General features: G+C 59.1%; 25 protein-coding genes. 6 read left to right on the forward strand and 19 right to left on the reverse strand.

Features of this window, described 5'->3' with window-relative positions; genetic code table 11:
- Positions 1–4: 4 nt before the first annotated feature.
- The 18 genes from QUG01_RS01485 to QUG01_RS01570 all read right to left on the reverse strand — a co-directional run bounded on the left by QUG01_RS01485 (position 5) and on the right by QUG01_RS01570 (position 16,873).
- Positions 5–994, reverse strand: a complete 990-nt coding sequence (locus tag QUG01_RS01485) for a ferritin-like domain-containing protein (RefSeq protein ID WP_500828568.1) — start codon at positions 992–994, stop codon at positions 5–7.
- A 10-nt stretch (positions 995–1,004) separates the two neighbouring features.
- On the reverse strand, positions 1,005–1,547 hold the full coding sequence (locus tag QUG01_RS01490) for a hypothetical protein (protein WP_500828569.1): 543 nt from the start codon (positions 1,545–1,547) through the stop codon (positions 1,005–1,007).
- A complete protein-coding gene (locus QUG01_RS01495) occupies positions 1,544–2,392 on the reverse strand; it encodes a hypothetical protein (RefSeq protein ID WP_500828570.1) in 849 nt (282 codons plus the stop codon). Before QUG01_RS01495 ends, QUG01_RS01490 begins: the two co-directional genes overlap by 4 nt.
- A 28-nt stretch (positions 2,393–2,420) precedes the next feature.
- Positions 2,421–2,666, reverse strand: a complete 246-nt coding sequence (locus QUG01_RS01500) for an acyl carrier protein (RefSeq protein ID WP_500828571.1) — start codon at positions 2,664–2,666, stop codon at positions 2,421–2,423.
- A gap of 35 nt (positions 2,667–2,701) precedes the next feature.
- A complete protein-coding gene (locus QUG01_RS01505; RefSeq protein ID WP_500828572.1) occupies positions 2,702–3,796 on the reverse strand; it encodes a hypothetical protein in 1,095 nt (364 codons plus the stop codon).
- Between the two features lie 53 nt (positions 3,797–3,849).
- Complete coding sequence (locus QUG01_RS01510) at positions 3,850–5,583, reverse strand: AMP-binding protein (protein ID WP_500828573.1); 1,734 nt, start codon at positions 5,581–5,583, stop codon at positions 3,850–3,852.
- Positions 5,584–6,258: 675 nt separating this feature from the next.
- Positions 6,259–6,927: a BRO-N domain-containing protein gene (locus QUG01_RS01515; protein WP_500828574.1), complete on the reverse strand. Its 669-nt coding sequence runs from the start codon at positions 6,925–6,927 to the stop codon at positions 6,259–6,261.
- A gap of 405 nt (positions 6,928–7,332) precedes the next feature.
- Positions 7,333–7,626: a hypothetical protein gene (locus QUG01_RS01520; RefSeq protein WP_500828575.1), complete on the reverse strand. Its 294-nt coding sequence runs from the start codon at positions 7,624–7,626 to the stop codon at positions 7,333–7,335.
- Between the two features lie 70 nt (positions 7,627–7,696).
- The gene (locus QUG01_RS01525) at positions 7,697–8,533 is read right to left on the reverse strand and encodes a hypothetical protein (protein WP_500828576.1); all 837 of its coding nucleotides are present in this window, start codon (positions 8,531–8,533) and stop codon (positions 7,697–7,699) included.
- Positions 8,534–8,893: 360 nt separating this feature from the next.
- Positions 8,894–9,289, reverse strand: a complete 396-nt coding sequence (locus tag QUG01_RS01530; RefSeq protein WP_500828577.1) for a hypothetical protein — start codon at positions 9,287–9,289, stop codon at positions 8,894–8,896.
- A gap of 579 nt (positions 9,290–9,868) precedes the next feature.
- Positions 9,869–10,903 (reverse strand): sensor histidine kinase, encoded by a 1,035-nt coding sequence (locus QUG01_RS01535; RefSeq protein ID WP_500828578.1) that lies wholly within the window; start codon positions 10,901–10,903, stop codon positions 9,869–9,871.
- Complete coding sequence (locus QUG01_RS01540; RefSeq protein ID WP_500828579.1) at positions 10,900–11,214, reverse strand: hypothetical protein; 315 nt, start codon at positions 11,212–11,214, stop codon at positions 10,900–10,902. Before QUG01_RS01540 ends, QUG01_RS01535 begins: the two co-directional genes overlap by 4 nt.
- Positions 11,215–11,222: 8 nt before the next feature.
- Positions 11,223–11,555 (reverse strand): hypothetical protein, encoded by a 333-nt coding sequence (locus QUG01_RS01545; RefSeq protein WP_500828580.1) that lies wholly within the window; start codon positions 11,553–11,555, stop codon positions 11,223–11,225.
- 40 nt (positions 11,556–11,595) lie between these two features.
- The gene (locus QUG01_RS01550) at positions 11,596–12,678 is read right to left on the reverse strand and encodes a ribonucleotide-diphosphate reductase subunit beta (protein ID WP_500828581.1); all 1,083 of its coding nucleotides are present in this window, start codon (positions 12,676–12,678) and stop codon (positions 11,596–11,598) included.
- Between the two features lie 50 nt (positions 12,679–12,728).
- The gene (locus QUG01_RS01555) at positions 12,729–12,941 is read right to left on the reverse strand and encodes a hypothetical protein (protein WP_103321666.1); all 213 of its coding nucleotides are present in this window, start codon (positions 12,939–12,941) and stop codon (positions 12,729–12,731) included.
- A gap of 13 nt (positions 12,942–12,954) precedes the next feature.
- Positions 12,955–13,347 (reverse strand): hypothetical protein, encoded by a 393-nt coding sequence (locus QUG01_RS01560; RefSeq protein ID WP_500828582.1) that lies wholly within the window; start codon positions 13,345–13,347, stop codon positions 12,955–12,957.
- A 60-nt stretch (positions 13,348–13,407) separates the two neighbouring features.
- A complete protein-coding gene (locus tag QUG01_RS01565) occupies positions 13,408–13,836 on the reverse strand; it encodes a DUF6841 family protein (RefSeq protein ID WP_500828583.1) in 429 nt (142 codons plus the stop codon).
- 199 nt (positions 13,837–14,035) lie between these two features.
- A complete protein-coding gene (locus tag QUG01_RS01570; RefSeq protein WP_500828584.1) occupies positions 14,036–16,873 on the reverse strand; it encodes a ribonucleoside-diphosphate reductase subunit alpha in 2,838 nt (945 codons plus the stop codon).
- A 478-nt stretch (positions 16,874–17,351) separates the two neighbouring features.
- Between QUG01_RS01570 and QUG01_RS01575 the strand changes: the two genes are divergently transcribed.
- On the forward strand, positions 17,352–17,702 hold the full coding sequence (locus tag QUG01_RS01575; RefSeq protein ID WP_199154747.1) for a hypothetical protein: 351 nt from the start codon (positions 17,352–17,354) through the stop codon (positions 17,700–17,702).
- Between the two features lie 156 nt (positions 17,703–17,858).
- Here the strand turns inward: QUG01_RS01575 and QUG01_RS01580 are convergent, their stop codons facing one another.
- On the reverse strand, positions 17,859–19,778 hold the full coding sequence (locus QUG01_RS01580; protein WP_500828585.1) for an ATP-binding cassette domain-containing protein: 1,920 nt from the start codon (positions 19,776–19,778) through the stop codon (positions 17,859–17,861).
- Between the two features lie 133 nt (positions 19,779–19,911).
- Between QUG01_RS01580 and QUG01_RS01585 the strand changes: the two genes are divergently transcribed.
- From QUG01_RS01585 to QUG01_RS01605, 5 genes are read left to right on the forward strand one after another with little or no spacing between them, the layout of a single operon-like run.
- A complete protein-coding gene (locus tag QUG01_RS01585) occupies positions 19,912–20,268 on the forward strand; it encodes a hypothetical protein (protein WP_103321700.1) in 357 nt (118 codons plus the stop codon).
- Between the two features lie 26 nt (positions 20,269–20,294).
- The gene (locus tag QUG01_RS01590; protein ID WP_500828586.1) at positions 20,295–20,735 is read left to right on the forward strand and encodes a protein YgfX; all 441 of its coding nucleotides are present in this window, start codon (positions 20,295–20,297) and stop codon (positions 20,733–20,735) included.
- Positions 20,732–22,000, forward strand: a complete 1,269-nt coding sequence (gene folC, locus QUG01_RS01595; protein ID WP_500828587.1) for a bifunctional tetrahydrofolate synthase/dihydrofolate synthase — start codon at positions 20,732–20,734, stop codon at positions 21,998–22,000. The genes QUG01_RS01590 and folC overlap by 4 nt, the downstream gene beginning before the upstream one ends.
- A 7-nt stretch (positions 22,001–22,007) precedes the next feature.
- The gene (locus tag QUG01_RS01600) at positions 22,008–22,745 is read left to right on the forward strand and encodes an SPOR domain-containing protein (protein ID WP_500828588.1); all 738 of its coding nucleotides are present in this window, start codon (positions 22,008–22,010) and stop codon (positions 22,743–22,745) included.
- A gap of 5 nt (positions 22,746–22,750) precedes the next feature.
- On the forward strand, positions 22,751–23,266 hold the full coding sequence (locus QUG01_RS01605) for a CvpA family protein (protein ID WP_440029545.1): 516 nt from the start codon (positions 22,751–22,753) through the stop codon (positions 23,264–23,266).
- Positions 23,267–23,306 lie beyond the last annotated feature (40 nt).

Consider the following 23,306-nt stretch of genomic DNA (forward strand, 5'->3'; position numbering starts at 1 on the left):
CTCCTCAGGCCGGCAGCGGCATGGCGGCGTAATCCATCACCTGCAACTGTTCGAATACGCGTTGCACGCGCGGGCTGAGCAGGCCCATTTCGCGTATGGTGGGCACCAGGCGGCGGAAGATGGAGCGACGCATCGAGCTGGTGACCGGCGAGTTGCGCACCAGGTGTCCGCATTCTTTCTTCGACAGGCCCATGGGCTCCCAAATATCGTCCGCGCACAGGTGTTCGTGCAGCGTGTGGGCGCCTTCGGCGACGAACTCTTCGCGCTCCTTGCGCTCGGTAGCGGTCATGTCCTGATAGACGCGGCACAGCGTGATGCGGCCGATGGCGAAGTGGCGGGCCTCGTCGCGCTGGATGCGGGTGACCATGTCTCGGATGAACGGGTCTTGGGTATAGGCGACGATGCTCTGGAACAGCGACAGCGCGATGCCTTCCACCAGCACCTGCATCCCCAGGTTGGTGATGTCCAGCTCCTTGCTGGTGATGGTGTCGCCCAGCAGGCTCTTCAGCGATTGGCTCATCGGGTAGCGGATGGGCAGCTTGTCGTTGACCAGTCGGCCAAAGGCCTCGATGTGGCGGGCTTCGTCCATGATTTGGCCGGCCGCGCATAAGCGGGCCGACAGGCTTTCCTCGGCCACGGCCAGCTTGGAGGCGCAGATCAGCGCGGCCTGCTCGCCGTGCAGCACCTGCGACATGGTCCAGCCTTGCGAGTGGTGGCGCACTTCGGTCCGGCCCTTGGCGTCCAGCTTGTTCCAGACATCTGTGCCGTAGATCAGCAGCGTGCCGTCCGGCATGCCCAGCGGATTGTCCGCGTTCAGCTCGCAGCTCCAGTCCAGGTCGGTATTGACGTCCCACTGGTTGGCCTTGGCCTTCTGGTAGATGGCGTTCAGGCTGTCATCGCCGAAGTCGTAGCTTTCCGACATGAAGGCATCCAGCGCGAAGTTCCACTTGTATGGCTGAGTCGGATCCTTGGGCGGTTCTAGCGTGGCTTGCATATCGATTCCTCTATCGCGTTGCGGTCTGGCCGTGCTCGGCCGTGTCGGTAACTTGCGGCGCCATCGCATCCAGCGCGGGCAGCAGTAGGGCGGCCGGGGCCGATTGGGGGGTGTTCCAGAAAGCGAGACGCAGGATGTTGTCGCCGCTGTCCAGCAGATCACGGCGTATGCGCTCGGCGGCGATCCAGGCCACGGGCGCCGGGGTGAGCCCGGCGCAACATTCGGCTTCGCGCCAGAGGCCGGCTCCCACCAGAACGCACGGATCGAATAGCGCGGCCGGCAGCGCCAAGTCCTTGGCCGGCTGACGCAGCTGAACGAACACGCGGCAGTCCTCGCCCAGCGCGGACCAGGACTGGCGGACCAGCCGTTCCAGCAGCGCGTAGTATTGGCGATGGTTGACGAGCACTGCCGCGGCATTGTCGTGGCTATGGGCCTGGCGGCGCGCGTAATCCTGCTCCTCCAGCAGCGGCAGGTTGATGCTGGCGCAAGGGTGGACGCGACCGTGGTCTGGATTGCGGGTCAAGCGGAGCGCCAGCGTTTGTCTCGGCGTCATGCGGCCTCCAGCGCGTGGCGCAGATCCGGCGCGAAAGCCAGTTCCGCGATGGCGAAGTAGCCGTTCAGCGCCAGCGACGTCAATACGCAGCGTCCGCCAGCGTAGTCCGCTCCGGCTTCGATCTCGGCCAGCATGGACAGCCAAGGGTCGCTGCCGAAGGCATGGCCGAAACGCGAATAGTGGTCGGGGTGGGCGGTGGCGGCGTCGAAGCTCTTGAACAGCGCGCTCCGGGTGGATTCCGGGAAGAACGGCAGCGCCACGGGCATCCCGGCGCGAGATTCCGTGAACTGTCGCAGCGCCCGTCCCATCATGGTTAGCGCGTGCGCCTGAGGCGCGGCGCCTAGCAGCAGCGCTTCATCGTTGCCGTCAGGAAATATGTCCAGCAGGAGCGTGGCGATGCCGAAGCCGGAACGCCCCCAGCGGCTGGTGAGCCGCCAGAAGGCGAAGTTATGGATGTCCACATCCACGATCTGCAGCAGCAGCCGGCGCGGGCCGCTCAGCCTGGCCTTTTGCAAGGCATGGCGCAGGATGTAGCCCCAGCCTGTGCACTCGTAGCCATTGGTGATCCAGTCCGGCGCGCGGCCGAAGCCTTGGCGTATGGCTTGATGGAAGAGTGCCGCTTCGACGGTGTCGTCGGTCAGAAACGGCGAGAGAACGGTGGAGGTGACGACATAATCGTCGACCTTGCCGGCGCCAGCGTGGCGGGCTGCCTCGGCGCCGGCTCTTTGTCCGAGCTCGGCTGCGGCCTCGGCCAGGGACGCCCCGGCCGCGACGAAAGGCGTTTCCGTCTGGCGGTAGGCGATGACGGCGGCCTGAAAGGCCGGCGGCGTGCGCGGTTCGGTCATGGCGTTCCCCGGAGTCGGCGTCATCGGATCAGGCGGTTTGTTGCTGCTCTTGCAGCTGACTGTCCAGCTGTTCCAAGGTGGTGTACTGGGTGATGTTCAGTTGTTCCGGGTCGATGGAGCCGTACAGTTGTTCGCAGAACACGATCAGCTCGACGACGTTGAGCGAGTCGATGCCCAGCTCGCCCAAGCCGACATTGGTGTCCACGGTTTCCACGTTCAGGATTTTCGCGGTTTCCTTGCGCAGGGTTTCCAGGGTATTGAGGGTTTCGGACATGGTGTTTCTCCTTTAACTTAGAGAGGGGGTGGAAATCAGTTTGAGATCAGCCGCGCGGCGGCGCGCAGCTCGTGGTAGCAGCGATATGAGCTGCCTTCCATCTTGGTGAAGGCCAACAGGTCGCGCTGGTCTGCGTAGCGCTCAACGGCGCCGCTGGCCACCAGGTGCAGCAGCAGCTCGTTGGAGGCGAACTTCAGCGCCAATACTTTGTGCACGTCCCCGCTGGCGTAGGTGCCGGTTTGCGTCTTGGCGCGGGCGGCGTCGGCGATGAAATCGCGCGCTGCGCGCTCGTCCGGCCCCAGTCTCAAGCGGCCCTGCTCGTGCAGCCATTCCACATGCGCCATCAGCGCGCGCACCAGAAAAGGGCGCACGGTGGTCAGGTATTTGTTCAGGGCGGCGGGGCCGCCTGCCTTCAGCCGGTCTGCCGGGGCCACGCTGACTTCGCCGCGCACATTGCCCAGCTGCACCACGCCGTCCAGAAAGCTGTCTCCGCACAGGCTCCGTTGCAACGTGGCGTATTGCTCCGGCCACACCAGGAAGGCAGAGGGAAAGAAGCTGCCTGGCGTGCGCGCCGCGATGATGGCCATGCCGTCCAGATTGGCGTACATGCCCCATACCTTGTCGATGCGCAGCTTGAATCCATCGTCCATCGGCTCCGCCACCGTGCGCCAGCTGCCCAGCGTCGGCCCGCCGGCATCGCTCATCAGGAAGCGCAGATTGTTGCCGCTGTCTATGCAGGCGCAGGCGCGCTCGTATTGGTCCGGGGTCAGAAACAGCGAGAACAGGATGCGGGCGAAGGTACGCATGAACGGTTTGTAGTGCGGCGCAAGGCCTTCGCGGCGGATCAGGCCGAGTATGCTTTCGCTGAGCGCGTGCTCATGATGCTCCAGCGGCATGGGCGGTCTAAGATCGGTTTCCGGTTCGGCGAAAGGCTGCGCGGTCTGGCGAATCAGCATGTCCGAATCCAGCAGCCGCGCCGAGGCGCGGGCCAGCATGGCGGCCAGGCCGGATGGCAGCTCGCCATAGCACTGCAGCCGGTGCAATACCGGTTGGGCCGCCAGTTCAGGCAAGCCGAGGGCTTGGGCGGCGGCCACAGGGGCGCCGTCCACGAGAGCGGAATGAATATGCATGGAGCTTCCGTCCAGTTATGTGGGAGGAATAGGAGCGAGCAGAAGGCGCGCGGTCAGGCCATGGCCGGTTCTTCGTCTATGCCGCGCAAGGCATGTTCGATATAAATATTCCGGCACTGCAGTCTTTGCAGCTTGCCGCTAGTGGTGCGCGGCAAGCTGCCGTTCGCGACGAAAACGATTGCATGCGCGCCAAAGCCAAAGCGTTCGCGCAGCATGTTCTGTAGTTCGGCGCGCAATGTGGCTTTGACTTCTTCGCCTTCGAACTCGATCAGCACGATCAGGTTTTCGGTAGCTTGGGTCTCGTCGTAAATGCCGGTGGCAACAATCGCGCCGCTAGCGAACAGCCGCGGATGAGAGGCCAGAAGGTCTTCTATTTCGTGTGGGAAATAGTTGCTGCCGCGGATGATGATGATTTCCTTCTGCCTGCCCAGCACGAATAATTGGCCGCCTGCCAGGTAGCCGAGATCGCCGGTGGCGAACCACTCGCCAGGCTGGTAAGGCACCTCTTGGCCCTCGGCCGGCAAGTAGCGCGACATCAGCGAGCTGCCGCGCAGCTGGATTTCGCCAACCTGCCGCTCGGCGGCTTCGTTGCCCGATGAGGCGATCACGCGCAGCTCCATGCCCGGTATCGGTTTGCCCATGGCCAGGATCGTGTCCGCGGCATGGGTATGCTCGCTGGCGGGATGGGCTGTGGAGAAATGGGTCAGCATATTGGAATCGATCCGGTCCGCGATCAGATATGAGAAGGCCTCGCGGTCGTAATGGACGGTTGCGTCGTGCATGGTGGCGGCCAGCGTGGTTTCCGCCATGCCGTAACAGGGTTGCAGGGCCGAGCGCGACAAACCATGCGCTTCGAAGACGCGGGCGAACTCTAGGAGGCAAGCCTGATCGACGCGCTCCGCCCCGATGAAAATATTGCGCAGCTTGCTCAGATCAATCCCCTGCATGGAAGCGGCGCGATAGCGGCGCACGCAGTATTGCAGGCCAAAGGTTGGAGTCGCCGTGGTGGTGGCGCCGAAAGCGGCGATGCGCTTGAGCCAGCCCAGAGGATTGCGGATGAATCCAGCCGGCTGCATCAGCAAGAGCGGAGCTTGGTAGTACAGATTGGAGAGCAAGGTCACCAGGCCCATGTCGTGATACAAGGGAAGCCAGGAGGCGGTGGCGTCGCCGCGAGCCGGATCATAAGCCACTGCGCCGCCTATGCCGCGCACGTTATCGACGACGTTGCGGTGACTCAATACGGCTGCTTTCGGATGGCCGGTAGAGCCAGACGTCAGCTGCACATGATGGGCATCGTCGGGCGAGGGGTAAAAAAGTTGAAGCGGGTTGGCGGCAGCGGCTGCCTGTTCCACTTCTTCGGTGGTGATCACCCGCACGGGCTGGCCCGTTAACTGAAGACGCAAGCTCTCGGCATGAGCTGGCTTGCTGATCAGCAAGCGGGGAGAAAACAAACGGCTGGCGATATGGATTTGAGAGCGCGAAGCGTCAGCCTGCATCCGGCCCGGCAGCGGCACGGTGCAGGGGAGGGCACCCAATAGGGTACAGCCCGTTTGCAGCAATAGATGATCGATGGATGCCGGCAAAGCCAGTATGACGAGATCGCCGCGAGTGGCGCCCAGATCGCGCAGCCCTGCGGCTATGGCCAATGCACGTTGCGCTAACTCGAAATGGGAGATTCGTTTCTCTTCGCCGCTTTCTTCGATTATGCAGATGCATTGATCACTATTTGCGCCCGAATTGTTCAGAGCAGACAAAATAGCTTCCGTCATTGAGGAATGGCTTTGCAACTTATTTTTCCTTTTGTGCAACGTAAATGGGTTTGCTTCTTACTGGAATGGTTTTAATTGGATTGTTTCAGTAAAGTTATCATTCGTTAGTAGCGTCTGCCTGAAAATGATACCGTCGTATCGATTAAATAAAAACCTGACATGTCGTACAGGTGAGTCCTGATCTATTTATATGTATTTGCACGAGCCAGGCCTTCTTTGCAAATCAACCGGCAGCCTGCTTTACGAAATGATTAAAGAAAATTTGCGAAATAAATATGGATTTATTTTGTGAAAACGCCCTGGATGGTTAGCATTTTTATTCGTGGGTAAGAGTTTTTGTTGATAGATTGTTTTTGGTGTTTTTCTTTTGCACTACAGACCAGGGCAGCAAGTGTGTAATTTTTCTGTTCTGGGTGGGAAAGTATGGATAAAAATATACATACTGAGAGGCCATCAGATTGGTCGATTCGCCTATTGAGCTAGGGATTTGCTCGCATGAGGCAGGTTCCAGACCTGTCAAATCCAAGTCTCGGATGAACTTTAGGAGTAAAAGCAGGCGAGAAAGCAGGGTGTCGTATGGTGAAGATGCAGGTGAGAACTGGCAAAAAGATCAGGATTAATGAGTGACTATCCGGTGCCGGTTTTGAAAAGAACAAGCCAGCCACCCATGATGAGCAGCTGGCTTGAGTTCTATTACTCGGCCATTCGCCCAATCCGTTCCGCCAAGCGCAGTTGGCAGGCGGTGGCCAGTTTGAGCAGCTCCGCGCTGGTGGCGGGCATCTTGCCGGGCGGGGCGATCAGCTCCGCCATGGCGCTGAGGGTGGAAACGCTGCTATTGAGGCCGATCAACCTGCCGTGCGGCCAGCGCTGCTTGTTGTTGGGTGCGTAATCCAGCGCCACCACCCAGCGCGAATGCTGCCAAGTGCCTGGCTCGCGCAGCACCGCCTCCATCACCGCGCGGCTGACCTGCTGCGCGGCCTCCGCGGCGAGGGCCAGCGCCAGGCGCAGGGTTTCCGCCGTACTGGCCGCGCCGGCCTCCTGCAGCAAGGCCGGGCGGGTTTCCTCCAGCCACCAGCGCCGCAGCCGCCGCGCGCCCGGTTTCCTGATGCGGCGGAACACGTCGTCCAGCTCGCCTTCAGACAAGCACAGCACCGGCTCCGCCTCATCCGCCAGCCGCAAGGGCCGCCCCAATGGCTCGCCCAGGGCCTTTAGCAAATCCTTCACCTCCAGCTTCATGGACGCCGCCACCTCCGCGGCCACCAGCCAAAACCCCTCCGGCCGCCGCAGCACCCGCATGGCCAAGCCCTTGGCGAAATCCAGCCGCAGCGGCGTGTTCACCTGCTGATCGATAGCCGCATTCATGGCCGAGCCTCCCCAATCCAACGCGCAAACCGCGCCGCCAAAAACGCAAGCCGATACGCGGCGCGCAGGCGCAACAAAGCACGCGATAGGCGACGGGGAGGGTGAATAAGGGGAGGGGAGATAGAGACGACAAACACAAGACGAGCATCCATAGCGATGTCTCCAAACGGCTTTGCCCGACCAAGCATTGCGAGTGCAAGGGCGCGAGTGGAATGCAATGCATGGGCGTGTTGAACAACCACGGCTTTCGGGCGTGGGCCACCGCTAACGGAGGTGTGTTGAGCACCATCTGGCGATTTTACGCGTAGAAGGCTGGGGCAGGGCTTTCACTGTCCCGACCGAATGGGCAGGTTTCGCAGTTGACTATGGACGAATGGAAAAGGCCCGCAATCGCGGGCCTTTCAGTTAATCGGCCAGTTCGTCGCGGTAGTCTTCCAAGATGGCCTGAACATCTTTATCGGCTTTGTACTTGGCATCGACTTTCTTGAACTGACGCTTGGCGATATCGCAGTAGTGATTCGCCTTGTTTACCAGTTGTTTCTGTTCCTTGGGGGAGCCTGGTCCGCCGATCTCTCCCAAGAAGTGATCGCACAAGTCTGCTGCCTCGACTAATTTTTCTACATCCTGGTTTCTGGCAGTTCCGGCAATGGCAGGGAATGTGACCAAGCAAGCTAGCGAGAATAAAGCGTATTTCATCATCTTGTGCGTTGTCTTTATAGGAAAAATCGTTGATTTTCCGAGCCTACTTCCTATGTGGTCCGCTATGCAGTCATGGCACTGTATAATTTTCACACGCGGGTAGTTCTTTATTGGGAATGTAGACTCCAGTTACAAGATCAATGCTGAAAATGCGATGGAAAGTGCATTCTGGGTCTACCACTTTTACTAGGTCTTTCTTTTTTAGAGGTGGGCTAGCCAGAGAGTCAGTAAGGCGAGAAACATGTCCGGGAAAGCTGGTGGCGAGAGTTTGAAAGATCAATTTTGGGAATCCGGCATCTTGCTGCTTGTACAAGTAAAGCTTACTTTTGAATTCGTATTCATCATGACAAGCGCCGCGCCTTTGTTTGTAATCCTGTTCGGAAAAACACGCTCGTATTAGTACACTGCCATAAGTGGGTAGTGCTAGCACTTCTCGAATCTTCACGCCATTGCTTGCTGGATATAGGTGCAGCAAATGAAGAGTGCTGGCATTTGCTCCTCCTCCAGAATACATTGCTTGCACATCTTCCTCAATGCCAACTATCAAACCCTGCTTAGCATCAATCAAACTCAGCATGTGAGGCCAAAGGGTAAGACTTGTATTCATGGTTTCTGATGAAAACTCTTTTAGTTCAAAGCTGGCATTACTCTCTTCCCCATAAATATGGGTAATTTTTAGAATAGGAGGAATATTGTCTTTTTGATAAACCAGTTCGACACAGAACGCATTGTCTGATGTGCAGCCTTGAATAGATGTCTCTGGAGAACCTTTTGGAGAAAGGCTCATCTTTTTGAGCTCATTTCCAGCCTTATCCGCATCAGACAAGGTATTTTTCGTAGCCGCTAGAAGTGGAGTGAGCAATTGTGTAAGTATTAACAAGGCAAAAGCTGCATTCTTAAATCGCATCAAATTATTCCCAGTGGGTGGCGGTGTGCCTAAAGGAAATAGGATCTACCTAATTATTATCAAGCATGGAAATTAGAATCGAATCAATTTATCAGCCCCCTTCGACGCAAGCCGGCTTTCGAATCAGACTCGGGGTTTTAAGCTGCCGGTTGTTCGGCGCGGGGCGACGGTAGCGCCCCGCTAGTTCCGGCAGCTCCCCGAGGCTGGTTTGAAAGGCGGGGTTTCGCAGCGCTATAGGGGCGGCCTATGGCCGCAAGGCGGAACCGGCATGTCAAACATTATCCGCGAAACGGATTTCAAAATATCATATCCATCCAATGGGTTGTGTTTCAAGCCCACGGTAGGTTGGGCTCCACAAGCTTAGCCCAACCTACCGTGCTGAGTGTAAATGGCGAAGTCATCAAGAGCATCTTGAATGACACCTGCGAGCTCTTGCGCGTACTTGGCGGGAATGTCTAATATTGCTTGCTGAAATTTCATTTCATCAATCTTGCCTAAATTGCGTGCCAATCCTGCAAGCCCATAAATAGCACACCTATTTATATCTAAATCTTCATCACCAATATGTGTCAAAAGGAAACTTTGAGTCCACTCAAAGTCATTGATGCTGGACAGGCTGGTTAGCATTTTGCAAATAAGGGATTTGTCATCTGATTTTGAAATGGCTTTTGCTTCTTCTATTGAATAGTTTTCTTCAGTTTGGAATTGCATTTGTGCTGCTCCATCTGTTCTGGATTTTATTTTGGTGAAAAACATTTATTTTGGCACTATCAGTTTTATAAGGCTTTTTTGCATAAATCAAAAATATGCCAAGAAATCACTATGTTTTTGTAAAAAGTTGCGTTTATATTTCGGCAACTTTCAGTAACTTATCAGACAAAAAGCGCAATAAATTTCATTTATGCAACAAAACCGTTTTATAACCTGCCTAAAGATTTTAAGTTGCTGCTTGTTTGACACTGCGCGAGTTTGGCAGCGCCTGGGGCGCGTCATTTTGGACGGGGTATCGAAGCGCCCCGGGTCGCCTTTTCTTTGGGTTCTTTCTTTTGGCGAAGCAAAAGAAAGAACCTCGCCGGCTGGGCGAGACCCGCGAAGTTTCGATTTTCAATGGTACTAGCTGAATCTGCGTGCTTAACGCTTGGCTTGGTAGCGCGGCCAAAACAGACTTACCCCGTTCATCCAAGCTATTGTGCTTGCATGTTCGGCGGAACGCCCCGATGAAATCGGCGCTTCCGCCCTACGCGACAGATGTAGGGCGGAAGCCTCATTGCTGAGGCGTTCCGCCGCGATGTGTAATGAGCGACATCCGGTGTACGCGGTAAGTGTTAGTCAGGGTTATTTCTTATTGCTTAGCGTTAAAATAAACTTATTTCTACTGTACTCTATAGGCTGAGTCGGTTTGTTATTTATTAGCCTTAAGCTTCCATCATTAAGCTCGGACATCTTTCTTGAAATGTAAAGACCTATGCCGGATCCATTTCGCATGCTTTGGATTGCAGCGTGACCTGAAAATCCTTCAAGGAAAATTTTCTCTTCCTCACCTGGCTGGATTGTGAGGCTTGTCATGTCAAATGTTATTGATGTCTCGTTATTTTCTTGCTTTATATAAATATCGAGAGGGGTGTGCTGTTTTATATATTTTGTTGCATTTTCTATAATGTGAAAAATGCAAACGTGTACAGATTCGTAATCAAAAAAAGCGTGCGCATCACTCTTTTCAAGACTTACAAATACCCCTTTGTCAGTAAAATCTTGAAAGAAAAGGTATAATATGTTCATCAATACTTTGTGTACGGAATGGCATTCCTTTTTTATGCCCTCGATGTTACCATTTAATTTCTGGAAGGCAGAGAATTCTGTTTTTTGTGCTGTAGCATATTTTAGTATTTTTATTAATGCCTGAGCTGCCTCAAGCGGATTTTGTTTAACTTGTTTTTCCGTGAATTCTATTGATTGTTTTGGGTTCTTTATTAACTCATGCTGAAGAGCAATGTAGTAAACTTCTTGAGTGATTTTTGCAGTCAAGCTTTTGAGATTGTGTATTAATCTTTGTGCGTGATCGGTGGCTTGTTCTTTGATGATTTTTAAATCGTTTTCTAATCTAGGGGCGAGTTCTAGCATTAAAAGCGCTTGGTTTCTTATAATTTTTGAACTTTTTAATACGTCGGCACTGTAACTTATGCAGGAAATTTCATACATGCCGTTACAAATTTTGTGGAATTTTGCCTGATTGCCTCCGATTTTTATGGATTCAATAGCTCCGTTTTTTAGGTCCTTTGATGATACTTGTGCTAGCTCACTCGATGTTATTTGATTCAATATCACTTCACCGGATGGTATTTTTACTATGCAGTATCTTATTTCCTTCATTTGGATAAAACCTTAATGATTACCTCTTCAAACCTTATTGGTTCTGCAGTTTTGGGGAGTGCATAGTCGGCCATGTTAAGGGCTTCGTGGAATCTGGCACCTGTTTCTTGTGCCGAGTATATAATCAATTTTTTCTCAGGATGACGCCTTTTTATTGCTTGAGCAAGTCCGAGTCCTTCGTCTGAGAAATGGAGTAGCTTTCCTACGCCTTGGATGTCAACAAAAACCACATGTGCAGCTGTAAGATTTCCATCTTCCAAAGAGTTTATATCTTTTATAATTTTAGCGTGACACCAACCCATTTTTTTCAAAATATCTATTATTTTGAAAGACTTATCATCGTCGATAAATAGTATTTTTTTGTTACTTTTAATGTTTCTATGCAGGCATCTTTCTCTTCAGCAAGGGGGTGTATATTTAAATTTACAATTTGGCTTTGGCTTTGGTTTTGACTCTGGCTCTGGCTCTGGCTCTGGCTCTGACTCTGGTTTTGGCTCTGGTTTTGCGCTTGATGTTGTTTGTTTTTATGAAACTTATATCCGGCAATGCCAAAGATTGTTATTAGGCCGACAGTAAGGGAGACTGTTTTTTCGGAAGTGTCCAATATTTCCAGTATCATTTTTCTTCTTTCATTTACTTTTGCCAAAGGCACGTTACGCACCTTTGGCTTGTAACAATCAACGCATATCAAATCAATCCCAGCTCAACGCCCCGCCAGTCTGATACTCCGTCACACGGGTCTCAAAGAAGTTCTTCTCCTTCTTCAAGTCAATCATCTCGCTCATCCACGGGAAGGGGTTGTTCACGCCCGGGAACAGCTGATCCAGGCCAATCTGCTGCATGCGGCGGTTGGCGATGAAGCGCAGGTATTCCTTGAACATGCTGGCGTTCAGGCCCAGCACGCCGCGCGGCATGGTGTCCTCGGCGTAGGCGTATTCCAGCTCCACCGCTTGCTTGAACAGCTCGGTCACTTCCGCCTTGAAGCTATCGGTCCACAGCAGCGGGTTTTCCAGCTTGATGGTGTTGATCAGGTCGATGCCGAAGTTGCAGTGCATGGACTCGTCGCGCAGGATGTACTGGTACTGCTCGGCGGCGCCGGTCATCTTGTTCTGGCGGCCCAGGGCCAGGATTTGCACGAAGCCGACGTAGAAGAACAGGCCTTCCATGATGCAGGCGAACACGATCAGAGACTTGAGCAGCTTCTGGTCGTTTTCCACGGTGCCGGTCTTGAATTCCGGATTGCACAGCACGTCGATGAACGGGATCAGGAATTCGTCCTTGTCGCGGATGGACTTGATCTCGTGATAGGCGTTGAACACTTCGCCTTCGTCCAGGCCCAGGCTTTCCACGATGTACTGGTAGGCGTGGGTGTGGATGGCTTCGTCAAAGGCCTGGCGCAGCAGGAACTGGCGGCATTCCGGGCTGGTGATCTGGCGGTAGGTGCCCAGCACGATGTTGTTGGCGGCCAGGGAGTCGGCGGTGACGAAGAAGCCAAGGTTGCGCTTGACGATGCGCATCTCGTCTTCGGTGAGCTGGCCGGTTTTCCACTGTTCGATGTCGCGCTGCATGTTCACTTCCTGCGGCATCCAGTGGTTGGCGCATTGCGCCAGGTACTTTTCCCAAGCCCATTTGTGCTTGAAAGGGACCAGCTGGTTGACGTCGGTGGTGCCGTTGATCACCTTCTTGTCCACCACATTGACGCGGCCGGTGCCATGGGCGTCCATGGAGGAGGCGGCGGCGGCCGGGGTGGGGAGGGTGTCTTCGAAATTCAACATGGGTGCTCCTGATTTCTGGTTTCTTGCCGCGCGGGGCGCGGCGCTTGGTTTTATGCGGTTTTCACTGCGTATTGGGGGCGTTGCGGCGCAGCCTGCGGCTGGCGCAGCTGGCTGACGGCGACGACGCTGGCTTGGCCCGGCTGCAGCGGGGTGTCCGGCGCGGGCTGGGCCTGGACGAAACAGGCGGCGGAGCCAACGTCTTGGACGGCGATGCGGCGGCCGCCGGCGCTTTGGCGCAGCAGGCAGTAGGCAGTGGCGCTCATGGGGTCTCCCGGTTTAGAAGCGCAGTTGTTCCGCCAGCTGGCGGATGAGGCGGCGCTCGCTGGCTTCTTCCTGCTCCATCTGTTCCTGCTGCCGGCGCAGCTCGCGCAGCTGTTGCAGCTGGCGGTATTGCCGGTTGGCGAAGGCGATGTCTTCCTTCAGCGTTTCGATTTCCTGCTGCAACTCTTCCGGCTGGCAGTACACCACCAGGCAATCGCCTTCCACCCATACCTTGCGCCAGACGGCGGCGCGCGGCAGGCGGCGGGATTCGGCGAAGTAGTCTTTCCATTCGTGCGGCGGCGTGTGGCTCAGCTGCAGGTACATGTTGAACAACAGGAACTGCTTGTCCGGGTTGTGCGATTTGTCTTCGCAAAGTCCGGTAATGCCGATGTTTTCAAATGTCTGCATCTGTCTCTCCTCAGGCGCTGCCTGTTGCTGTGCCGCTGCCACGGCTTGGGGCTGCCAGCGCTATCCGGCGCTGTGCGCGGGCGACGCTGCCTTCGTCGCTAAGGTTTGCTGCTCCGGCTCGGTGTCGTACTGCACCAGGCCGTAAATCTTCCAGACGCCGTTCACCTGCTTCAGGTGGTAGCCGGTGTGGTAGCGCCAGGGCTGGCGGCCCTGCGTGCGCTGCACGGTCCAGGCCACCAGCGCGGTGGCCACGCCGTGGCCCATGGCCATCACATTGACCAACCGGTGGCTGGCGCTTTCAAATCCCTGGCTGCGGTACCACGCCAGCAGGGCAGCGGTGGTGTCGAGCAAGGACGGCATGTCCTGCCAGCCGGTCAGCTCGCCCTGGTGGATGGCGGTGAACGGCACCGTGAAGTGGCTGGCCATGCCGGCCGCGTCCAGGCGGGAGTAGCTGTTGCGGTAGTGCTTGAAAAAGGCTTCCAGGCTCATAGGCGTTCTCGTCGCGGTTATGGGTCTGCTGCTTTTGCTGCTGCTTACCGTCTTGCTTTCACATCCAGAAACCGCCTGCTGGCAAGCGGCTTGAAGATGGGTCCGCCGGTTGGCGGAACGCCTCTTTTGGAGGCTTCAATCTGATGCTCCGACTAGGCGGAACGCCCCCCAAGGGGGCTTCCGCCCTACGAAAACAGCCTTATTGGCAGGATTCGCAATCGGGGTTGTCGATGCTGCAGAACTTGGCGTCGGTGGCCGGGGTGGTGTCCACCGGCGCGGCCGGCGCCTGGCTGGATACGGCGTTCAGCTCGCCGCCGCGGCCGGTGGATTTCTCGGCGCTGGTGGCGGCCAGGGTGCGCAGGTAGTAGGTGGTCTTCAGGCCGCGCAGCCAGGCGTGCTTGTACAGCTCGTCCAGCTTCTTGCCGGAAGCGCCGGCCAGGTACAGGTTCAGCGACTGGGCCTGGTCGATCCACTTCTGGCGGCGGGAGGCCGCTTCCACCAGCCAGCGCGGGTCCAGCTCGAAGGCGGTGGCGTAGATGGCTTTCAGCTCGGCCGGCACGCGGTCGATCTGGCCCAGGCTGCCGTCGAAGTACTTCAGGTCGGCCACCATCACTTCGTCCCACAGGCCGGCGGCCTTCAGGTCGCGCACCAGGTATTCGTTGGTGACGGTGAATTCGCCGGACAGGTTGGACTTGACGAACAGGTTCTGGTACGTCGGCTCGATGGAGGCGGACACGCCGATGATGTTGGCGATGGTCGCGGTCGGGGCGATGGCCAGGCAGTTGCTGTTGCGCATGCCGAACTGCTTGATGCGCTCGCGCAGCTTGTTCCAGTCCATGCGCTCGGTGCGGTCCACTTCCAGGTAGCCGCCGCGCTCCGCCGCCAGCAGGTTGATGCTGTCGTGCGGCAGCACGCCGCGGTCCCACAGGCTGCCGCTGTACGACGGGTAGCGGCCGCGTTCTTCCGCCAGCTCGGTGGAGGCCAAGTAGGCGTAGTAGGCCACCATTTCCATCGATTCGTCGGCAAATTCCACGGCGGCGTTGGAGCCGTACGGAATGCGCTTGATGTGCAGGCAGTCCTGGAAGCCCATCACGCCCATGCCTACCGGGCGGTGCTTCAGGTTGGAGTTGCGCGCCTTCTTCACCGGGTAGAAGTTGATGTCGATCACGTTGTCCAGCATGCGCAGGGCGATGCGGATGGTGCGCTGCAGCTTTTCGCTGTCCAGGCTGCCATCGGCTTGCAGGTGCGCGGCCAGGTTGACCGAACCCAGGTTGCAGACGGCGATTTCGTCTTCATTGGTGTTCAGCGTGATCTCGGTGCACAGGTTGGAGCTGTGCACCACGCCCAGGTGCTGCTGCGGGCTGCGGATGTTGCACGGGTCTTTGAAGGTGATCCACGGGTGGCCGGTTTCAAACAGCATGGTCAGCATCTTGCGCCACAGGCTCAGGGCCGGGATACGCTTGTAGACCTTGAGTTCGCCGCGCTCGCCCTTGGCTTCGTAGGCGGTGTAGGCTTTTTCAAAGGCTTGGCCGTACAGGTCGTGAAGGTCCGGGGTTTCCGACGGGGAGAACAGGCTCCACTCGCCGCCTTCCATCACGCGCTTCATGAACAGGTCCGGAATCCAGTTGGCGGTGTTCATGTCGTGGGTGCGGCGGCGGTCGTCGCCGGTGTTCTTGCGCAGCTCGAGGAATTCTTCGATGTCGGCGTGCCAGGTTTCCAGATAGGCGCACACCGCGCCCTTGCGCTTGCCCCCCTGGTTCACCGCCACGGCGGTGTCGTTGACCACTTTCAGGAACGGCACTACGCCTTGCGATTTGCCGTTGGTGCCCTTGATGTGGCTGCCCATGGCGCGCACCGGGGTCCAGTCGTTGCCCAGGCCGCCGGCGAACTTGGACAGCAGGGCGTTTTCCTTGATGCCTTCGTAGATGCCGTCCAGGTCATCGGCGATGGTGGTCAGGTAGCAGCTGGACAGCTGGCTGCGGCGGGTGCCGGCGTTGAACAGCGTGGGCGTGGACGACATGAAGTCGAAGCTGGACAGCACCTTGTAGAACTCGATGGCGCGGTCTTCGCGGTGCACTTCGTTCAGCGCCAGGCCCATGGCCACGCGCATGTAGAAGGCCTGCGGCATTTCGATGCGGGTGCCGTCCACGTGCAGGAAGTAGCGGTCGTACAGGGTTTGCAGGCCCAGGTAGCCGAATTGCAGGTCGCGTTCGGCGTCCAGCGCGGCGCCCAGTTTCTTCAGGTCGAACTCGGCCAGTTTTTCGTCCAGCAGTTCGGCGGCGATGCCCTTCTTGATGAAGTCGGCGAAGTAGGCCGGGTACTGCGCGCCCATTTCGTCCTGGCTGACGGCTTCGCCCAGGATTTCCAGGCGGATGTTGCCCATCAGCAGGCGGGCGGTGACGTAATCGTAGGCCGGGTCTTGCTCGATCATGGAGCGGGCGGCCAGGATGGCGGACTTGCCCACTTCTTCTTCCGGCACGCCGTCGTAGATGTTCTTCAGGGTTTCGGCCAGGATGGCGTCCACATCGATGCCGACCAGGTTCTTGCTGGCGGCTTCGATATTGGCGCGCAGGCGGGCCACGTCCAGCGGCAGCTTGCGGCCGTCCTTGCGCAGCACGTTGATCTGCACGCTGGTCAGCGCCTCGCCGCGGGCGGCGCGCTCTTGCGTGCGCTGTTCGCGGTACAGCACATAGGCGCGGGCCACGTCGTGCTCGCCAAAGCGCATCAGCGACAGTTCAACCTGGTCCTGGATGTCTTCGATATGGATGGCGCCGCCTTCCGGCTTGCGGCGCATCAGGGCGTTGACCACCTGTTCCGTCAATTGCGCCACTTTGTCGCGGATGCTGGCCGACGTGGCGCCCTGTTGGCCCATGACGGCCAGGAAGGCCTTGGTCATGGCGATGGAGATTTTGACGGGTTCGAACGGCACCACCGCGCCATTGCGACGGATGGTCTTGTACAGGCTGAAGTCGGCTTGCGGCGCGGCGGCGCGGCCGAGTTCTGCGGCGGTTTGCCCTTCAAAGGTGGTCAGTTGCATGTATCCCTCGATAAAGAGAAGTTTAAGTCCGGCCGCGCTGCTTCTTGGCGGGCAGGTCGGCTTGTGGACAAATCTGTTGAAAAGCTGTGTGCGAGCTGTGGGTAAACACAATATATACCGTCAGCAGCGCTAGGACTGCCCAAATTCTAGTGGTGGGACTGACGTAGTTCAAGTCTTGACTTTGTGCCGAAAGACGGAAAACCGCGCCGTTATTGGCTTTGCGGGCCATCGAAATTTTTCTGCAAAAAATCGGCGCTGGATGAGGGGGTCAGGAAATTGCAGAAAGATGGCGGTTAGCTAGTTGAGGGTGCCACGGATTGGGGCGGCACAAGATGTTGTGTACATGCACTGTTGCATAGCCGCTACGACTTTGGCGTAAAAATTACAGCGGATTGCGCGCCGGGCGGCGCGCCTGCGCAAACGCCGTCTTTATGGTATTCTTGCGCGCCTTGCTCAAGCCGTGACCCGTCACCCATCAATGAAAGACCCTTGCGATCATTACACTTTCGACCTGATAGGCGGCGTCCAGAAGAAACCTGGCCGCAAGCCGCTGGGCGAGCGCGCGATGACGGTTGCGGAACGCAAGCGGCGCAGCCGGGAGCTCAGGCGCAACCGGCTGCAGGAGCTGTCGGTGACGGTGGAGCTGAGCCGAGAGGCGCAGAAGTCCTTGGACAAGATGATAGAGTGGTGGGGCGTCAGCAAGAAGGAAGCGATCAACCGCGCGCTGCTGATCGCCTGCCAGTCGCAGATGGGCCGCACCGCCAGCCTGTTTGGCTTTGAGCTGCCGCCGGAAGGCAAGGCGGCCGCCCGCAAGAATAAAGACATCTGAGAACGTGTTCACGATTTTTTGGGCTTTGCATCCGCTTCGCGGATAACCGTTTTCCTTGCCGGGACTGCCCGGCGTAGGGCCGGAAAAATGACACGCCAAGCGAAACGCCCTGACGGCATGAGCCGGCAGGGCGTTTCTGTTTGGCGGCGGACCCGTTTAGCGGGCGCGTTGCTGGGCGGCCTCCAGTTCCTCCCAGCGCGCCAGTTTCTCCAGCAGCAGTTCGTCGATTTCCTCGATGCGTTGCTGCCAGGCCACCGCTTCCTTAGGCGCGTCGCGGTAGCAGTTGGGGTCCAGCAGCCGCTGGTTCAGATCGGCCTGCTCCGCTTCCAGCGCGCTGATCTGGTCCGGCAGGGCGGCCAGTTCGCGGGTTTCGTTGTACGACAGTTTGCTGCGCGCGGCCTTGGGCTTGTCCTGGCGCGCCGCCGCCGCCGGGGCCGGCTCCTTGGCTTTTTCGGCCGGCGCCAGTTCCGCCATGCGCCGTTTGGCGTCCAGCCAGTCCTGATAGCCGCCCGGATACTCTTCCAGCCGGCCGTCGCCTTCGAATGCGATGACCTGGGTGACGACATTGTCGAGGAAGGCCCGGTCGTGGCTGACCAGGAATACGGTGCCGGAATACTGGGCGATCACGTCCTCCAGCAATTCCAGCGTGTCGATGTCCAGATCGTTGGTCGGCTCGTCCAGCACCAGCACATTGGCCGGGCGGGTGAACAGGCGGGCCAGCAGCAGGCGGTTGCGCTCGCCGCCGGACAGGGACTTCACCGGGCTGCGCGCGCGTTGCGGCGAGAACAGGAAATCTTCCAGATAGCTCATCACGTGTTTCTTCACGCCGCCGATTTCGACGAAGTCGTTGCCCTGGCTGATGATGTCGGCCACGCTGGTTTCCTCGTCCAGTTGTTCGCGGAACTGGTCGAAGTAGGCGATTTCCAGCTTGGTGCCTTGCTTCACCGCGCCGGCGTCCGGCTGCAACTCGCCCAGGATCAGCTTCAGCAGGGTGGTTTTGCCGGCGCCGTTCGGCCCGATCAGGCCGATCTTGTCGCCGCGCAGGATGCGGGTGGTGAAGTCGCGGATCAGCGTGCGGCCTTCGAAACCTTTGCTGACGTGTTCCAGCTCCGCCACCAGCTTGCCGGAGCGTTCGCCGGCGTCCAGCTGGAAGTTGACCTGGCCGACGCGCTCGCGGCGGGAGTTGCGCTCGCGGCGGATGGCTTCCAGCCGGCGCACCCGGCCTTCGTTGCGGGTGCGGCGCGCCTCGATGCCCTTGCGTATCCACACTTCTTCCTGGGCGTGGAATTTGTCGAAAATGCGGTTTTGCTCTTCTTCTATGGCCAGCTCTTCCGTCTTGCGCGTCTGGTAGGCGGAGAAGCTGCCCGGATAGCTGCGCAGGATGCCGCGGTCCAGCTCCACGATGCGGCTGGCGACGTTGTCCAGGAAGCGGCGGTCGTGGGTGATCAGCAGCACGCTGCCGGGGAAGTTCTTGATCAGGCCTTCCAGCCATTCGATGGCGGAGACGTCCAGGTGGTTGGTCGGCTCGTCCAAGAGCAGCACGTCCGGCTTGGAGGCCAGGGCGCGGGCCAGCGCCACGCGCTTTTTCCAGCCGCCGGACAGCTCGCCGATACGGACGTCCGGGTTCAGCCCCAGGTGGCTCAGCGTGGACGAAATCAGCGCGTCGAACTGCCAGCCGCCGCGCGCCTCCAGTTGGTGCTGGATGGTTTCCATCCGCGCCAGCGCTTCTTCGTGGCCGGCATTGGCTTGCGTCAGGTGCTGGGTGACCTGGTGGTATTCGGTCAGCAGCGCCTTCAGATCGCCCAGGCCTTCGGCCACGGCTTCGAACACGCTGTGCTCGGGGTTGAATTCCGGCTCTTGCGGCACGTAGGCCACCTTGACGTCGCCCTTGATGTTGATGCGGCCATCGTCCAGCGCCACCGCGCCGGCAATGCCCTTGAGCAGGGAGGATTTGCCCGCGCCGTTGCGGCCGATCAGGCCGACCGCCTCGCCCGGCTCCAGAGCGAAGTCTACGTTGTCCAGCAGCGCGTGGTGTCCGAAAGCCAGGCAGGCTTTCTCGACGGTAATCAGGGCCATATTCTGTGTGTCTTGCGGAATGAGGAAAATACCGGGGAGTTTACCACGTAGCCCCTATTGGCGGATGGGTCGCCTAGCCGCGGCCGGACTGATACAATGCGCGCCGAATCATCATTGCCAGAAAGGCCGCATCATGTATTTCGTCGACCGCGCCGTTGCCGTCATCAAACCGAAGCAACCGTTTCTGGATTGGCTGAACCAGCTGCCGGACACCGATATGGTGGATCTGTCGCTGGACAGCCTGCGCAGCGACTGCACCGCCGTGCTGCTGCCGGAGTTCATTGAGCCGGAAGAAGGCGTCGCCCACATCGACGAGATCTGCGAGCAGCTGTTCAAGATGGAGCTGGCGTCCTGGGATGAGGATGAAAGCCACTGGCCGCAGGATCTGTCGCTGAAGGCATTCTGGGAATGGTTCGATGTCGAGATCCATTCCATGGTGCTGGACAGCGTCGACGCCGACATCACCAACAGCCCGGCCAGCGAGCTGTAATTTCGATGCGCCGGGACCGATCGCTGTTGCAGCCATTCGCTGTGGCGCTGCGGCCGTCCCGGTTGTGGCTGGGCCTGGTGCTTGGCGCCTTGGCCGGCTATGCCTTGCTGCTGGCTTGGTATCTGCCGGCGCGCTATTTCTTCAGTCTGCCGCTCGCGGCCTGGCTGGCCTGGCGCGCGGCGCGTGCCAATGGCTGGTGGCGGGGCGATGCGCCGCAGCGGCTGGAAATCGACCCGCGCGGCAGGCTGTTTCTGTGCCTGCCCGGCTTGCGGCAAGAGGCGGAGGTGCTGGACGACTGCTTCGTCACGCCGGTCCTGACGGTGCTGAACCTCAAGGTGGCGGGCAAGCGCCGCAGCGTGATGCTGTGGCCCGACTCGGCCGACGCGGAGGCCCGCCGCCTGCTCAGAGTGTACTTGCTGTGGTTCGAGCCGCCGCAGCCTAGCGATCAAACGGAATCCACGCCATGACCACAAAAAAGACCCTGGACGACTGGCTGCGCTGGCAGGAAAGCCTGCACCTCAGCGCGATAGACATGGGCCTGGAGCGCGTCGCGCGCGTCCGCGACGCGATGAACCTGAAGCCCGCTTGCCCGGTGATCATGGTGGCTGGCACCAATGGCAAGGGTTCCACCTGCGCCATGCTGTCCAGCATGTTCCATGCGGCAGGCTTCAAGGTGGGCGCCTACACCTCGCCGCATATCTTGCAATACAACGAACGCATCGCCATCGATCTCAAGCCGGCCAGCGACGCGCGCATCATCGCCAGCTTCGAGGCGATAGACGCCGCCCGCGGCGACACCACGCTGACGTATTTCGAATTCGGCACCCTGGCCGCGGTGCATAGCTTCGTCGCCGAAAAAGTCGATGTGATCATCCTGGAAGTGGGCCTGGGCGGCCGGCTGGACGCGGTCAATATCTTCGAGCCGGACGTGTCCATCGTGGTCAGCGTCGATCTGGACCACCAGGCCATCCTCGGCGACAACCGCGAGGACATCGGCTTCGAGAAGGCCGGCATCTACCGCGCCGGCAAGCCGGCCATCTGCGTCGATCCCGGGCCGCCGCGGCGCTTGCTCGACCACGCCGCCGCCATCGGCGCCGACTTGCGCTTGTATGGCCGCGATTTCGGCTTTACCCGCATGGACAATCAATGGTCGTTCCGCCATGGCGAGCACGCCCGCCACGCGTTGCCGATTCCGGCGCTGCGCGGCGGCTACCAGCTGGTCAACGCCTGCGGCGCGCTGGCCGTGCTGGAAGCGATCAAGGACAGGCTGCCGGTAGGCATAGGCGCGGTCAAGCAGGGCCTGGTCGAAGTGGAGTGGCCGGGGCGCTTCCAGGTGCTGCCGGGCCGCCCGGCCGTGGTGCTGGACGTGGGCCACAATCCGCACGCGGTCAAGGCGATGGCGGCGGCGCTGAAGCAGCTGCCGTATGCCGAGAACCGCTACGCCGTGTTCTCCATGCTGGCCGATAAAGACATGGCCGCCGTGATCGAGCTGGCGCGCGGCGAATTCGACCACTGGCTGGTGGCGGGGCTGGACATGCCGCGCGGCCAGAGCGGGGCAGCCATCGCCGCCGCGCTGGCGCAAGCCGGCATTGCCAACGTCAAAGCCTACGACACCGTGGCGGACGCATGGAAGGCCGCCTTATCGCAAGCCGGCGACAATGATAGAATCGTCGTTTTCGGGTCTTTCCACACCGTAGCCGAGGTGGAAGCGGCTCGGCGTCACCGGGTTTGAGGAATGCATGGCACTGTCCAGCCAAGATGAACTGATTCTATTGAGAAAGCGCGCCCGCCGGCGTCTGGTGGGCGCGGTTGTATTGGTTTCCATCGCCACCGCCGTACTGTGGAAGGTGGTGGGCCATCTGCCGGAACAGCAGATGAAGCCCGAATCGATCGAAATCATGGGCGCCGCCTCCGAGCCCGCGGCGTCCGCGCCGGCGGCAGCGGTCAAGCATGCCGCCTCGCAAGCGGCGGCGGAGGCCGCGCCGGCCGCGGCGGCAACCACCGAACTGCCGGCCAATCTGTCCACCATTACCGCGCCGACGCCGCCGGTTGAGAAGCCCGCGCCAGCCGCCGCGGCGCCAGCCCCCAAAGCCGAACCCAAGCCGCAGACGGCCAAACCGGAAGCCAAGCCCGAGCGCAAGCCGGAAGCGCCCAAAGCGGAAAGCAAACCGCGCCAGGCGGACCCAGCGGCGATTCTGGAAGGCCGTTTCGATCCCGACGTCCATGCCGCCAAGAGCGAGCCGGCGCGCGGAAAATCCGTGATCCAGCTGGCGGCCTTGTCCGACCAGGCCAAAGTCGACGCCTTGCGCGGCAAGTTGTCCGCCATCGGCGTGACCGCGCACTTTTCCAAGGTGCAGACCAGCAAGGGCGAAGTGACGCGGGTGCGCGTCGGCCCCTTCGCCAGCCAGGCCGAGGCGCAGCAGGCGCTGCAGAAGCTGGCGCACGCCGGCATCAACGGCATCATCATCAATAAGTAGCCGCCATGACCGCCTTCGACTATATCGCAATAGCCATCGTCGCCGGATCGGTGCTGATGGCGCTGATGCGCGGGCTGATCGCCGAAGTGCTGTCGCTGGGTTCCTGGCTGATCGCCTTCTGGTGCGCCAAGCAGTTCTCGCCGGTGGTGGAGGCGTTTCTGCCGGCCAGCCTGCCGGGCGAGGGCGTGCGCATGGTGGCTGGCTTTCTGCTGGTATTCTTCGTGGTATGGCTGGCCACGGCGCTGCTGCGCGTGACCCTGACCGGCCTGGTGGACAGCATAGGGCTGGGCGCGATCAACCGGCTGTTGGGCGGCATGTTCGGCCTGGCGCGCGGCGTGGCGCTGGTGACGGCGATGGTATTGCTGGGCGGGCTGAGCAGCCTGCCGCAGAAACCCATGTGGAGGAACGCCGTGCTCTCGGCGCCATTCGAATCTTTGGCCTTGTCATTAAGGCCATGGTTGCCGCCGACAATGGCGAACAACCTGCACTACGACTCACCCGGCCTGGCGCCGGACAGTTAGGTGGAAAAGGCGGAATATCTTGATATCTTCACTTCAAGAA

The organism is Chromobacterium sp. CCUG 76385 (genome assembly GCF_059916625.1).